12 protein-coding genes are annotated in these 12,977 nt (G+C 40.2%); all 12 read left to right on the top strand.

Features of this window, described 5'->3' with window-relative positions; all coding sequences use genetic code 11:
* Positions 1-9 precede the first annotated feature (9 nt).
* Positions 10-2,592: an ATP-dependent helicase gene (locus G613_RS0102770; protein WP_029231202.1), complete on the top strand. Its 2,583-nt coding sequence runs from the start codon at positions 10-12 to the stop codon at positions 2,590-2,592.
* A gap of 43 nt (positions 2,593-2,635) precedes the next feature.
* Positions 2,636-2,899 (top strand): hypothetical protein, encoded by a 264-nt coding sequence (locus tag G613_RS0102765; RefSeq protein ID WP_029231201.1) that lies wholly within the window; start codon positions 2,636-2,638, stop codon positions 2,897-2,899.
* A 154-nt stretch (positions 2,900-3,053) separates the two neighbouring features.
* Entirely contained in the window at positions 3,054-4,457 is a 1,404-nt protein-coding gene (gene rlmD, locus G613_RS0102760) for a 23S rRNA (uracil(1939)-C(5))-methyltransferase RlmD (protein ID WP_029231200.1), read from the top strand.
* A gap of 343 nt (positions 4,458-4,800) precedes the next feature.
* Positions 4,801-6,522 carry a zinc-ribbon domain-containing protein gene (locus G613_RS0102755; protein WP_029231199.1) on the top strand — a complete coding sequence of 574 codons (1,722 nt, stop codon included), beginning with the start codon at positions 4,801-4,803 and terminating at the stop codon, positions 6,520-6,522.
* A gap of 25 nt (positions 6,523-6,547) precedes the next feature.
* The gene (locus tag G613_RS0102750) at positions 6,548-8,860 is read left to right on the top strand and encodes a zinc-ribbon domain-containing protein (protein WP_029231198.1); all 2,313 of its coding nucleotides are present in this window, start codon (positions 6,548-6,550) and stop codon (positions 8,858-8,860) included.
* Positions 8,861-8,935: 75 nt separating this feature from the next.
* Positions 8,936-9,118 carry a zinc-ribbon domain-containing protein gene (locus tag G613_RS17805; protein ID WP_029231197.1) on the top strand — a complete coding sequence of 61 codons (183 nt, stop codon included), beginning with the start codon at positions 8,936-8,938 and terminating at the stop codon, positions 9,116-9,118.
* A gap of 184 nt (positions 9,119-9,302) precedes the next feature.
* Positions 9,303-9,869 (top strand): TetR/AcrR family transcriptional regulator, encoded by a 567-nt coding sequence (locus tag G613_RS0102740; RefSeq protein ID WP_029231196.1) that lies wholly within the window; start codon positions 9,303-9,305, stop codon positions 9,867-9,869.
* A gap of 4 nt (positions 9,870-9,873) precedes the next feature.
* Positions 9,874-10,071 carry a hypothetical protein gene (locus tag G613_RS0102735; RefSeq protein WP_029231195.1) on the top strand — a complete coding sequence of 66 codons (198 nt, stop codon included), beginning with the start codon at positions 9,874-9,876 and terminating at the stop codon, positions 10,069-10,071.
* A 21-nt stretch (positions 10,072-10,092) separates the two neighbouring features.
* Positions 10,093-10,980, top strand: coding sequence for a GNAT family N-acetyltransferase (locus G613_RS0102730; RefSeq protein ID WP_029231194.1), 888 nt, complete (start codon positions 10,093-10,095; stop codon positions 10,978-10,980).
* Positions 10,981-10,988: 8 nt separating this feature from the next.
* Positions 10,989-11,498, top strand: a complete 510-nt coding sequence (locus tag G613_RS17800) for a GNAT family N-acetyltransferase (RefSeq protein ID WP_029231193.1) — start codon at positions 10,989-10,991, stop codon at positions 11,496-11,498.
* Between the two features lie 109 nt (positions 11,499-11,607).
* Positions 11,608-12,354 carry an N-acetyltransferase gene (locus tag G613_RS0102720; protein WP_029231192.1) on the top strand — a complete coding sequence of 249 codons (747 nt, stop codon included), beginning with the start codon at positions 11,608-11,610 and terminating at the stop codon, positions 12,352-12,354.
* A 171-nt stretch (positions 12,355-12,525) separates the two neighbouring features.
* Complete coding sequence (locus G613_RS0102715; protein ID WP_029231191.1) at positions 12,526-12,951, top strand: hypothetical protein; 426 nt, start codon at positions 12,526-12,528, stop codon at positions 12,949-12,951.
* The last annotated feature ends 26 nt before the right edge of the window (positions 12,952-12,977 follow it).

Genomic DNA, 12,977 nt, shown 5'->3' with positions numbered 1-12,977 from the left:
ATTTTTTATATGGGAATTTATGATACACTCAACGCGCAGCAGAAAAAGGCTGTGCTTCAGACAGACGGACCTGTCTTGATATTGGCCGGAGCCGGCTCAGGTAAAACAAGGGTGCTGACTCACAGAGTGGCTTACCTTATAGATGAATGCAATGTTAATCCCTGGAACATCATGGCGATCACCTTCACCAACAAGGCGGCAGGTGAGATGCGAGAAAGGGTTGATAAGATTGTTGGATTTGGTGCAGAGAGCATCTGGGTTTCTACTTTCCATTCCAGTTGCGTTCGTATCCTTAGAAGATATGCGGATAAGCTTGGATACAGCAACAATTTTACAATCTATGATACTGATGATTCCAAAACCCTTATGAAGGATATCTGCAAGAAGTTTCAGCTTGAGACGACTCAGCTCAAGGTCAGAAACATCATGGGCAGCATCTCCAAGTGCAAGGATAATCTGGTTTCGCCTGAAGAGTACGCACTGGCTACTCAGAACGACTTTATAAAGCTCAAGATTTCCAAGGCATATCAGGAATATCAGGCAGCTCTCAAAAAGAACAACGCCATGGATTTCGATGATCTTATCATGAAGACCGTTGAACTTTTTAAGACTAATCCTGAGGTCCTTGATTCCTATCAGGAGAGATTCCGCTACATCATGGTGGATGAGTATCAGGATACCAATAATGCTCAGTTTGAGCTTATAAGGCTCCTTGCGGATAAGTATCGCAACCTTTGCGTTGTAGGTGATGATGATCAGAGTATCTATAGATTCAGAGGTGCCAACATCAGGAATATCCTTGATTTCGAGAAGGTATATCCTGATGCTACAGTTATAAAGCTGGAGCAGAACTACAGATCAACTCAGCAGATTCTTGACGCAGCCAATGCTGTTATTCATCACAACTTTGGCCGTAAGGATAAAGCTCTTTGGACTGATGAAAAGAACGGCGAGACTGTTCACCTTCGTCAGTTTGATACAGCTTATGACGAGGCTGAGTTTATAGCAAGTGATATTGGCAAGCTTAAGAGAAACGGCAAGCTTTCTTATGATGATTGTGCAGTACTCTATAGAACCAATGCCCAGTCACGACTTATAGAAGAGCGTTTTGTCCATGAGGGTATTCCCTATGACATCGTAGGTGGTACGAACTTCTATTCAAGACGCGAGATTAAAGATCTTTTGGCATACCTTAAGACCATTGATAACGGCTCAGATGACATTGCAGTTAAAAGAATCATCAATGTGCCTAAGCGTGGTATTGGTGCTACTACAATTGATTATGTCCAGAACTACGCTGATGAGAGAAAAATCAGTTTCTATGATGCTCTTTGCGAAGCTGATCAGATTATGGCAGTTTCAAGAAGTGCTTCCAAGCTCAAGGACTTTGTATCAATGATCAGGGCCTTCAGAACCAAAATGAAGACTTATTCCCTTGAGGAACTTCTCAAGGATGTAATTGATACTGTGGGATATATGGAGTATCTCAGAACCCTTGATGAGGATGATGACAGCGGAGATAATGACAGAGCCCAGAACGTGGACGAGCTTATTTCCAAGATTGCATCCTATGAGGAAAATGAAGAGGTAGAACAGCCAACACTTTCAGGCTTCCTTGAAGAGGTTGCGCTGGTTGCTGATATAGACAAGATCGGTGAGGATAACGAGAAGGTTCTTCTCATGACTCTTCACAGCGCCAAGGGACTGGAGTTTGAGCATGTATATCTTGCCGGAATGGAAGAGGGAGTTTTCCCAAGCTACATGACTCTTCAAACAGAGGATTCTGATCCTGAGGGAATCGAGGAAGAAAGACGTCTTGCCTACGTTGGAATTACCCGTGCCAAGAAGTATCTTACCCTTTGCGCCGCAAGACGCAGAATGGTAAGGGGCGAGACCATGTACAATCAGCTTAGCCGCTTCGTTAATGAGATTCCGGCGAATCTCCTTGATAAGAAGGCAGGAGCCGATAAGCCGGCATTTCTTTTTGATGACGGCGATTCCATTGACGAGTACGAGGGAGTAGAGGATAGTTACTCAAGCAATAGTTCTGCCTATGGAAGTGGTTATAACAAGAAATATAATACCTATTCGGATGAATATTCTGATGGAGATTATTTTGGTGGATATGGTAAGTCTGGGAAGAAATCAGGATATTCAGGAAATGGTAATGATGGTGGATATTCAGGAATAAAACCAGCGTATGCTAAGGGGATAAGAGCTGCTAACGAGAAGGCAGCCAGCCAGAGCACAGGAAGCGGACTTCCAAAGTCTGGTCTTTCAAGCACCTACAAGCTCAAGGCATCTCCTAAGACTACAACAATTAAGCGTGCTCAGCCCAAGGATAAGCCTTATATTTCAGGGGCAGCAGCTACTCACACCAAGGGAAGTCTCGCGGGCTTGTCCAAGGGAATGCCTATGAAGACTCAGAAACCTGAGTACGAGACTGGGGATAGAGTATCACACATCAAATATGGTGTCGGTACGGTTACTTCTTTGGAAGAGGGACCAAGAGATTACAAGGTAACTGTTGAGTTTGACGATTGCGGACAGAAAATAATGTATGCAGCTTTCGCCAAGCTAAAGAAGGTGTGATATACTATAAATATGAAATTTTCTTTATGAGAAAGGGGTTACTATGGAAGTACAATCAAAGATCAATGACATTATTGAAATGACACGTATCAACGAGTTACTTGACAAGAGAGAAGCCGCTAACGCTAAAAAGCCTTCCAACGTGATCCTTTGGACACTGGCTGTGCTCGGCGCTTGCTCAGCAGTAGCAATCATCTCATTTTTGGTTTATCGCTATATGACACCTGCATTTGAAGATGATTATTATGATGATGACTTCGATGATTTCGATGATGATTTCGATGATGAGGACTTCATCAAAGAGTGATAAACTCGGACAACATTGTAAAATGATAATTCAGAGCCAAGTGGGGGATAAGGGATAATATCTGAAGCTTGGCTCTTAATCTGTACAGAAGTATGGATATGAATAATGGTAATGACCAACTAGATTCAGAGAAGAATAGAAAGATAGAGCAAAATTGAAAAAGAAAGAAATAGTAGAAGGAATTGTAAAAAGGGTAGATTTCCCTAATAAAGGAATAGTTGAGACCGCTGAAGGAAAGGTTGTTGTTAAGGGCGTCCTTCCTGATCAGAAGGTTTCTGTTCAGATTCAGAAAGTCAGAAAAGACAGAGCAGAAGGAAGACTTGTAGAAGTAATAGAAGAACCTTCCGATTCTGTAGAAAGTCCATGCATTCATTTTGGTAAGTGCGGTGGCTGTAGCTATCTTACTATGCCATATGTAAAGGAGCTTGGACTTAAAGAGCAGCAGGTAAGATCTCTTCTTAAACCTGCCATGGACAGACAGACAGAGCGCTTTACCTGGGAGGGAATCAAGACCAGCCCTGTTAAGTTTGCGTACAGAAATAAAATGGAATTCTCTTTTGGAGATGAAGTTATGGGCGGCCCATTGTGCCTTGGAATGCATAAGAAGGGCAGCTTTTACGACATTGTTACAGTCAGCGGATGCAGAATTGTAGATGATGATTACAGGGCTATTTTGTCAGCAACTCTGGATTATTTCTCACCTATGTATGCTAATGGCGAGATATCTTTTTACCATAGAATGAAGCAGAAGGGGTATCTAAGACACCTTCTTGTTAGGAAGGCTGTAAGGACAGGAGATATCCTGGTTGACCTTATCACTACAACTCAGGAAGAACACGATCTGACCGGCTTTAAGGATACTCTTTTATCATTGTCCCTTGATGGCAGAATCACAGGTATTCTTCATACCAAAAATGATTCTCTTGCAGATGCGGTAATTGATGAGGGCACAGAGATTTTATATGGTCAGGATTTCTTTTACGAGCATTTGCTGGGCCTTAAGTTTAGAATTACTCCATTCTCATTCTTCCAGACCAACAGCCTTAGTGCAGAGGTACTTTATCAGACAGTTCGTGGCTACATTAAGAGCCTCTATGACCAGAAGAAGATCAGTAAGGACGGCATTATCTACGACCTTTACTCAGGAACAGGCACTATTTCTCAGCTCCTTGCTCCTGTTGCCAATAAAGTCATAGGTGTTGAGATCGTAGAGGAAGCAGTTGAGGCAGCCAAGGAAAATGCCAAGCTCAACATGCTTGATAACTGCGAATTCATCGCAGGCGACGTCCTCAAGGTTCTTGATGAAATCGAGGACAAGCCGGATATGATCATCCTTGATCCTCCACGTGACGGCATCAATCCCAAGGCTCTCCAGAAGATTATCGGCTATGGCGTTAAGTACATGATATACGTATCCTGTAAGCCTACCAGTCTTGCGCGTGACCTGGAAATCCTTCAGGACAATGGCTACGTTATGACCAGAGCCGTTGCTGTAGATCAGTTCCCATGGACAAACCATGTTGAGACGGTCGTGTTGCTCACTAAGACAACTGCTTAACCATGCGGGTTTGAGGGCTGTTTAGAAGGAAATTGATCGACTAAAATCGAAGCAAAAATTATGTACTTTTGGCGGACGATGAAGCTAAGGGGATATGGAAAAATACATATCTGCGGACGCTTCTGCTGTACGCTGATAAGATAGAATTTGAATATGTACGCCAAGATGTAGGATTGAAGTCCGCCGAGAGGTTAGGATGAAAATGGTAGATATTGGCGGACAGATAATGAGATAGAAAACTGTAGGTTTTGCCTGCAGTTTTTTTATTTGGTCGTGTCCGGATTATAACCCATATATTTGTAGTAAAATTATAAGAAAAGATATATGTGTGGGACAAGAAATAATGAATAGATATAAAGAATGCGTCAGTTCCATTGATCGTCTCATGAAAGAATGGAATTGGGAAGAAAATGAAAAAAGAGGACTCGATCCTAATAAGCTGACGCTGGGAAGCGGAAAAAAAGCCAATTGGATTTGTGCTAAAGGGCATAATTGGGATGCGGATATATGTCATCGAGTTGGAAGAGGCTCTAACTGCCCATACTGTGCAAATAAGAAAGCGTGGCCTGGATATAATGACCTGAAGTCACAACGACCTGACTTGATGTCTGAGTGGGATTTTGACACAAATACAATTGATCCATCTACTGTTGTATTACAATCTAATAAACGTGTTAATTGGATTTGCCCCAAAGGCCATCACTACACTAAGGCTATCTACCTTCGAGTAGCCGGACAAGGCTGTAGAACTTGTACACGGGGGCTGGCTACATCTTTTCCGGAACAGTGTTTTTTCTTCTATACTAGGAAGGTATATCCGGATGCAATGAACAGCTACAAATCTATATTTGATAATCAGATGGAATTAGACATTTTCATTCCATCTATCAATACAGGAATTGAATACGATGGCATCTTTTGGCATGACAAGAAAGACAAAGATGTACTGGCAAGAGAGGAAAGAAAATACAGAATTTGCAAGGAACACAATATTCGCCTATTTCGTATTAAAGAGGGAGATTTTAAAGGATTTACTGATACTTCTGATAGAACTTGGTATATTCCCAGAAAATGTGATAATAAGCTATTGAACATGTATATAACTGAATACCTTAAGTTTTTGACTATGGGAGGAGCTAGATTACCAGTAGTAGATATTGATAAAGACAAGGCTGAAATTTTGGAATACAAGACCCTACGGCTGGAGGATTCGCTGGATTATCTTTATCCTGAAGTTGCAAAAGAATGGCATCCAACAAAAAATGGAAAGTTGACTCCGGATTTATTTACTCCGGGAAGTCCAGAAGAGGTATGGTGGCTATGCTCGAAATGTGGGAATGAGTGGAGAGCTCCGATAGCTAACAGATCTAAGGGACATGGATGTAATGAATGCGCAAATCCGGTCAGGATGAAAACAAGAAAGCAGAATATTTTAGCAAAGCGGAAAAGCATAGATAAAGAAATATGCTTACTTGATTGGGATTATCAATTAAATGAACATGGTCCGGAGTATTATACAAATGGTAGTGGAGAGGTGGTTACCTGGCGTTGTCATGTGTGTGGATATCGGTGGGAGACAGCAATATGTAATCGCACAAAAGACTACAAAAATGGTTGCCCTTTTTGCTCTGGAAAAGTTATTCTCCGTGGATTCAATGATCTGCCTACTGTACGTCCAGAACTAATGCTAGATTGGGACTATAAGAACAATAAAGGTATTGATCCTACTACAATTGGAGTGGGATGTCATGATAGCGTGTCCTGGGTATGCCATAAATGTACGTATAGATGGGATGCTCAAGTTTATAATAGAGCAAATGGAAAAGGCTGTCCTTGCTGTGCTAATAGAGTTGTTGTTCCTGGAATAAATGATCTTGCGACTACTGATCCGGATTTAGCAGCAGATTGGCATCCGGCAAAGAATAGCCTAAAGCCAACAGAAGTAACACGTGGTCAATCAAAGAAGGTTTTTTGGCTCTGTAAAAGATGCGGTAATGAGTGGGAAGATACTCTCAACCATAGAAGTAGTGGCAGAGGATGTAAAGCTTGTAAAAAGTTAAAGTGATTGTTTATTGAGCAGAGATTGAAATATGGAAAAGAATCTACTATCTGAATTCCCAGAAATCGCTAAAGAATGGGATTATAAAAAGAATGAAAAAGCTCCTGAAGAATATGCTCCACATTCAAATAAAAAGGTGTGGTGGATATGCCCTGTTGGCCATTCGTATGAGTGTTCAATTGACCATAGGACTGGTAGAGGGCAAGGGTGTGCTTACTGTTCTGGGAAACGGGTATTAGCTGGATTTAATGATCTCAAAACAAAAGAACCAGAATTGGTAAAAGAATGGGATTATGAAGAGAATGAGTTGGCCCCAGAACAAGTGACGGTAGGTAGTAATAAAAAGGTTGCTTGGATTTGTAGTACTTGTGGAAATAAATGGAAAGCGATGGTTAATGATAGGGCAGGAGTAGAAAGAAGAGGATGCCCAGTTTGTGCAAAGCAGAAGAGAATTAAAAGTTTTTTAGATACTTGGCTTAAGCCAGGAGTCAATGACTTAAAAACTAAACGACCGGATTTGATAAAAGAATGGGATTATTCCAAAAATAAAGATGTAGTACCAGAGGGAATAACCTACGGCTCTGATTATAAAGCATGGTGGATTTGCGCTACTTGTGGCAATAGTTGGCAGGCAACCGTGAGTAATAGAGCAAATAATAGCAGTGGGTGCCCTATTTGCTCACGGCATAAAAGCACTTCTTTTCCAGAGCAGGCTATGTATTTTTATCTTTCCAAGGTTTTTACTAACACAGTTAACAGTTATAAGGATATTTTTTTATCTAAGAAGATGGAATTGGATTTGTATATTCCAGAGCTGAAAACTGGTGTGGAATATGATGGCATCTACTGGCATTCCACTGAATATGCCAAAAAGAAGGCTAAAGAAAAGTATGATATTTGCAGTATGAACGGAATAAGACTGATAAGAGTTTCTGAAGCTATTCAAGAGTCTTATGATGATTGTGATTTGTTTATTCAAAGAGAAGAATTAACAGATGAAGGGCTAAATAAGTGTATTAGGGAATTATTATCCAAAATCACAGATCAACAGATAGATATCGATGTTGATAGGGATAGGGCATCAATAATGTCTTTATACATTACTGTTCTTAAAGATAAGTCCATTGCTGCTTTATATCCTGATGCTGTGTGGGAATGGGATGTTGAAAAAAACCATGGATTAACGGCAGACATGGTCAACGCCAACTCAAACGTTAAGTATTGGTGGAAATGTAAGTTGGGGCATAGTTATAAATCAACTCCCGCTAACAAGCTTCCGTATGGATATGGTTGCTCTGTCTGCACTGGTCATAAATTATTAACTGGATTTAATGATTTAGAAACTGTAGCTCCAGAAATTGCAAAAGAATGGGATTATGAACGCAATAGCCCTTTAGTTCCAAGCAAAGTTAAGGCGGGAACTCAGAAGAGAGTATGGTGGATTTGCCCTAAAGGACATTCATACCAGACGGGTGTGGCTAATAGAACTGTTAATAAGACAAGGTGTCCTGTATGCCATGGAACAGCTACACTTGAAGGATACAATGATTTCCTTACTTCTTTTCCAGAGCTTAGGGATATGTGGGATTTTGAAAAAAATAAAGTCGAGCCTACAAGTTTGCGTTCTGGTAGCACTAAGAGTGTTTGGTGGAAATGTGATAAGGGTCATTCTTGGAAGAAAACTGTGTCCAGTCAGATAAAGACAATAAAGTGCCCCGTATGTAATTACCATAAGCTTGTTCCTTATGTGAATGATTTGTCTGTGTCAAATCCTGAACTTATTGAGGAATGGAATTATGAAAAAAATGGGCAGCTTACACCTCATAAAGTGTTGAGAAGAAGCACGAAGAAAGTATGGTGGAGGTGTAAGGACTGCGGGAATGAGTGGCAAACGAGAATTGATCTCAGAGTTCGTGGAGTCGGATGTCCAGTCTGCGGTTATTCAAAGAAAATGCAGTCTACTAGGGCCACTAATACAATCAGTAAAAAACTCACGCTAAAGGATAAATTTCCTGAGATTGCCAAAGAATGGGATTACTCCCAAAATGAAGGAATGGCTCCAGATAGCATTTCTTATGGAGCAAATTATAAAGTAAGTTGGATTTGCCCTAAAGGGCATAGATATGAGGCTTGGATCAGCGATAGAACAGGCAAACGAAAAACAGGATGCCCAGAATGCTCTTATCTAGCAAAGGCAAAGAAGGTTATGTGCATTGAAACTGGAGAGGTGTATGATTCTCCGAGATTAGCTGCTGAAGCGGTTAATAAGAAAGCTGTGACAATCTCTCATGCTGCAAGAAATCAGTCCAAAACTTGTGGCGGATATCATTGGAAATATGTGTGATATTTATAAGTTAAAGTAATTCTGGCAATTTACGATTGCTATTCGTAAAAGGGATTTTTACTCATTGGAGGGAAAATGAGAAAGAAATCGTACATAACGGATAATAACATATTGGCAAATGAGTGGGATTATGACAAAAACCCTGAAATAGACCCTAAAGAAATATCTTTAGGGAGTCATTTAAAAGTATGGTGGAAATGTGGGAATGGGCATAGTTGGCAGGCAGCTATAAACAATAGGGCACAGGGAAAGGCCTGATCTTATGGGCTATTCCAATCATGTTGTTCAAATATTTATAAAGAATTGATATAGAGGAACCTGTCCTTTTTCTATTATTAAAAAATGTTTGGTAAAGTGGTCGTACTGAAATTATTATTGACAAAACTAACAGTGTTAGTATAATAAGACTAACAATGTTAGCTTGTGAGGAATGGAAGTAAATATGCCAAGAACAGGATTATCTAAGGAAGAAATAATAGAAAAAGCTGCTACATTAGCAAATGAAAAGGGGTTATCATATTTGAGCGTCACAACGCTTTCTGAATATTTAGGAATCAGAAAACCGTCTCTCTATAATCATGTAAAGTCAATAGATGATTTGCACTATAAGCTTATGATCTATGGTTGGAAGAAGGTTTCGGATGAGATAGTTGCAGGAATTGATTCAACCAGTCCAAAAGAAAAACTCAAAAAATGTGCCATAGCATTTTACAGATTTTCTATGGAGAATCCGGGTGTATTTGAGGCGATGCTTTGGTATAACAAATACTCTGATGAAACTTTACTTGAAGCTACAGAGGGCTTGTATTCATTCTTTTTTGAACAAACAGATAGTCTTGGTATAGATAGAGAGATGGCAAATCATTTGCTTAGAACTTACAGAGCTTTTCTTGAAGGATTTATCATGTTACAGATCCATAATTCTTTTGGCAATCCGATTTCTATTGATGAAAGCTTCGAGATATCTATGAATGTACTGATATCTGGTATGGAGCAGTATAGGAGATGATACAATGGGACCGATCGGCATTGCTCCTGAGCTTAAAAGAAAAGGATATGGCAAGGAGCTGATTCCTGGATATCTTGATGGGATCACCGGTGTGTACCAGACTCCAAAGGGCTACTATGTTGAAGATGCTGATGTTGAAGAGTTTGATAAGAACTTTCCGCCAAAAGAAAAGCTTAAGCTGCCCGGACAGATTTTTGAGTAAACTATAAGGAAGATATTGATTATGAGAGCTAATATAGATTTAAAGAATTATACTGACAGTGATTATGAGGCCTTGTGCTCTTTTCTGATTGCATTAAATGAGAACGATGACAGGCATATTAACTGGAACTGGGCAAGGCTGGAATGGATGATTGAACATCCTGAATTTGATAAGAGCTTAAAGAATTCCATTGGCCTTTGGACTGTGGACGACAAAATCGTTGGCGCTGCTATCTACGATATGTATTTTGGCGAGGGCTTTTGTGGAGTACTTCCGGAGTATAAAGATTTATATAAGGACGTTCTGGAATATGCCTGCAAAGAGCTTAGGGATGATTCCGGCTTCGGACTAGCAATCTGTGATGAGAATACGGACGAATTAGAGATGACAAAGAGTCTTGGATTTACACCTTCGGACCTGGATGAGACCATCATGGAAAGGAGTCTTGATGTTCGCTCACTTGATGCAAAACTCCCGGATGGCCTTAAGTTTTTTTGTCCGGATCCTGTTGAAAATGCGTATGATCTGCAATGGCTTTTCTGGCAGGGATTTGATCATGGTGATGATAAAGCAGAATTTGAGAGAGAAGAGGAGATTGTTCCAAGAGTCAGAAAGCATTTTAATAAGGACTTAGGTGTTGCAGCAGTAAATGAAAAGGGAGAAATGGTGGCCTGTTGTCTGCTCTGGTATATGGCAGGGACTGATTATGTTTATGTTGAGCCTGTCTGTACTATACCGGCATACAGAGGGAAGGGCATTGCAAAAGCCTTGATTTTTGAGGCGTTTCGCAGAGCAAAAAAACTTGGAGCAACCAGGGCTTACGTGATTTCCGATATGGAATTCTATGAGAGGCTTGGCTTCAGGAAGAAACATCATTATTCATTTTTCTGGAAAAAGGATGGCAAGTAAGGAGATATATGATAAAAATAGAGACGGAAAGGCTGCTCCTGCATCCGATATCAGATGAGGAAATGCAGAAGATTATAGATGACGAGAAAAATCCGGAAATGCAGAAGGCATATTCAGAGATGCTCCAAGGATGCCTTGATAACCCGGAAGACAGAGTATGGTTTGCAACCTGGAACATGGAACTTAAGGAACAGCCTAATACTATCGTGGGAGACCTCTGCTTCAAAGGAATCACAGATGACGGAATGGTAGAAATAGGCTATGGCCTTAAGGAAGGCTACTGTGGGAATGGATATATGACTGAGGCAGTAAGGGCTTTAACTGAATGGGCCTTGTCTCAAAACATAGTATCACGAGTCGAGGCAGAAACTGATCCGGACAATCTGCCATCAAAGAGAATACTGGCTAATGTTGGATTTATTCCAAACGGTGAAGTAGGAGAGGAAGGACCAAGATTTGTCTTAGAGAAGAAAATAACCGTGTGTGGAAAAGAACACCGGAATTTGAGGAGTATCTGAAGGGGAGATGATGAACCTATCTATCGTGGGAATAAGCTTCTTTATAGTAAAGATGTAACTGAGAGACGATGTGCATTTTATCTGATAAGGATAATGGAGAGGAAAGAGCATGGATTATATCAGGGTAACAAAGGATAATTTGGAAAAGGAACATATTTGCTGTGCCATTTCCAATAATAAAGATGTGCAGGTATCTTCAAAGAAGGCCTGGCTTGCGAACAGATTTGATGAAGGTCTTGTCTTTCTGAAAAGTGTGGAGCGCGGTAAGTGCTTTATCGAATATATCCCGGCGGAAAATGCATGGATTCCGATTGAGGCAGAGGGATATATGTATATTGACTGCATGTGGGTGTCTGGGTCTTTCAAGGGGCATGGATATTCAACGGATCTGCTTAATGCCTGCATCGAAGATAGTAAAGGAAAAGGTAAGAAGGGGCTTTGTATTTTATGTGCAGCTAAGAAAAAACCGTTCCTTGCTGATCCGAAGTATTTGAAGTACAAGGGCTTCTCCGTTTCTGATGAGGCTGATAATGGTATCCAGCTTTGGTATTTTCCATTTGATAAGGGGGCGGATGCTCCGAGATTTAAGGAATGTGCAAGGCATCCTCATATAGAAGAGAGGGGCTATGTTTTGTATTACACGAGCCAGTGTCCGTTCAATACAAAGTATGTTCCAGTTCTGGAGCAGACTGCAAAAGAAAATGATATTCCATTCCATGCTATTCATATTGAAAGCAAAGAAGAAGCTCAGAATGCTCCGACTCCTGTGACGAGTTATGCTTTATTTCATGATGGGGAGTATGTCACAAATGAGCAGATGAATGATAAGCGATTTCTGAAACTTATCGGACATTAAGTTTTCCGCTTTTAACAAAGGCGACTGACAAGGAAATTTCTTAAGGAATAACAATCTTTCAATTTTGTTAGATTATCGATATTTAATTGTTATTTGTTAATAATTATTTTATAATTTAACTATCAAAAATGAAAATGGATGATATAAAATCCATTTTAATGGGGGTATACAATGAAGACTTTTGAAGCACCACAGTTAATGGAACTTGGTTTCGAATTTACAGCTGAAGGTGTTTTTGGCGGAAGTGGAACTCTTGTTCCGAATCCACCCAGCGCATGGCTTAATGACGATAACAACAATGGCGGATCTCATACAGACGTCAGAGTACACTTCCAGAATCCATTAAATGAGGTTTGTGAGAGATTCAGAATCTATATTGATTCAACAGTACCAATTAAGAGCTTTGGAAGTTCTGAGTTTTCAATAACAAAAGAATCTGATACATCTTTTCGTATTGATGTTAATAGACATCTTAATGCTAACGAATGGACAGATTTCATTTTCCAAGCTATTGTTGATGGCGGTTCTATTCGTGAATCAGGTACAAGTGGTACAATGACTGAACTTAAAATAAGAGATGTACAGCCTCTTAACTAATTATTAAAGATTTTTATTGGAGCACC

This window comes from Butyrivibrio sp. VCB2006, assembly GCF_000420945.1.
Lineage (GTDB): Bacteria > Bacillota > Clostridia > Lachnospirales > Lachnospiraceae > Butyrivibrio.
This window is presented reverse-complemented; position numbering and strand designations above follow the sequence as displayed.

Excerpts from the sequence above, each read along its gene's own strand:
- G613_RS0102735 (WP_029231195.1), top strand. The coding sequence starts at position 9,874 with ATGGGACCGATCGGCATTGCTCCTGAGCTTAAAAGAAAAGGATATGGC.
- G613_RS17805 (WP_029231197.1), top strand. The coding sequence starts at position 8,936 with ATGAGAAAGAAATCGTACATAACGGATAATAACATATTGGCAAATGAG.
- G613_RS0102740 (WP_029231196.1), top strand. The coding sequence starts at position 9,303 with ATGCCAAGAACAGGATTATCTAAGGAAGAAATAATAGAAAAAGCTGCT.
- G613_RS0102765 (WP_029231201.1), top strand. The coding sequence starts at position 2,636 with ATGGAAGTACAATCAAAGATCAATGACATTATTGAAATGACACGTATC.
- G613_RS17800 (WP_029231193.1), top strand. The coding sequence starts at position 10,989 with ATGATAAAAATAGAGACGGAAAGGCTGCTCCTGCATCCGATATCAGAT.
- G613_RS0102720 (WP_029231192.1), top strand. The coding sequence starts at position 11,608 with ATGGATTATATCAGGGTAACAAAGGATAATTTGGAAAAGGAACATATT.
- G613_RS0102755 (WP_029231199.1), top strand. The coding sequence starts at position 4,801 with ATGAATAGATATAAAGAATGCGTCAGTTCCATTGATCGTCTCATGAAA.
- G613_RS0102730 (WP_029231194.1), top strand. The coding sequence starts at position 10,093 with ATGAGAGCTAATATAGATTTAAAGAATTATACTGACAGTGATTATGAG.
- G613_RS0102750 (WP_029231198.1), top strand. The coding sequence starts at position 6,548 with ATGGAAAAGAATCTACTATCTGAATTCCCAGAAATCGCTAAAGAATGG.
- G613_RS0102770 (WP_029231202.1), top strand. The coding sequence starts at position 10 with ATGGGAATTTATGATACACTCAACGCGCAGCAGAAAAAGGCTGTGCTT.
- G613_RS0102715 (WP_029231191.1), top strand. The coding sequence starts at position 12,526 with ATGAAGACTTTTGAAGCACCACAGTTAATGGAACTTGGTTTCGAATTT.